Here is a 1013-nt window from a genome sequence, read left to right on the forward strand (position 1 = left end):
GGTCCACAAGGTCCACAAGGCAACGTAGGTCCCCAAGGCCCGGCAGGAGCAGATGGTGCTGACGGATTGGACGGTGCTAACGGAGCGACAGGTCCCCAAGGTCCCCAGGGTCCCGCAGGATTAGACGGTGCTGACGGTGTAACAGGACCACAAGGCTCCCAGGGTCCGGCGGGAGCGGACGGATCGGATGGAATTGACGGTGCCACAGGCCCCGCAGGAGCGGACGGTGCCGACGGAGCGACAGGTCCACAGGGCCTCGCTGGATTAGACGGCGCTGACGGGGCGACCGGTGCTGACGGAGCAACGGGTCCTCAAGGCCCGGCGGGAGCGGACGGTGCAGATGGTGCTGACGGAGCGACAGGTCCACAGGGTCCCACAGGAGCTGACGGATCGGATGGAATTGACGGAGTAGACGGTGCCACAGGCCCGGCAGGAGCGGACGGTTTGGACGGCGCGACCGGTCCACAAGGCCCCGCAGGAGCTGACGGATCGGATGGAATTGACGGTGCCACAGGCCCCGCGGGAGCGGACGGTGCAGATGGTGCGACCGGCCCACAAGGCCCACAGGGCACCGCAGGATTGGACGGCGCGGACGGGGCGATCGGTGCTGACGGAGCAACGGGTCCACAGGGTCCCGCAGGATTGGACGGTGCTGATGGTGCTGACGGCGCGGACGGGGCGACAGGTCCCCAAGGTCCACAGGGTCCGGCAGGAGCGGACGGAACCGACGGAGTAGACGGTGCCACAGGCCCGGCAGGAGCGGACGGTTTGGACGGCGCGACCGGTCCACAGGGCCCCGCAGGATTAGACGGTGCCGACGGGGCAACGGGTCCACAGGGCCCACAGGGCAATGTAGGTCCCCAAGGTCCGGTAGGAGCGGACGGAACCGATGGAGCGGACGGTGCCGACGGAGCAACGGGTCCACAGGGTCCCTCAGGATTAGACGGCGCGGACGGGGCGACAGGCCCACAAGGCCCCACGGGAGCAAACGGATTGGATGGAATTGACGGAGC

1 pseudogene is annotated in these 1013 nt (G+C 68.3%); it reads left to right on the top strand.

Features of this window, described 5'->3' with window-relative positions:
- A pseudogene (locus BLT07_RS20650) lies at window positions 1–1013 on the top strand (hypothetical protein); the annotation flags it as partial.

The organism is Pricia antarctica (genome assembly GCF_900101815.1).
Classification (GTDB): domain Bacteria; phylum Bacteroidota; class Bacteroidia; order Flavobacteriales; family Flavobacteriaceae; genus Pricia; species Pricia antarctica.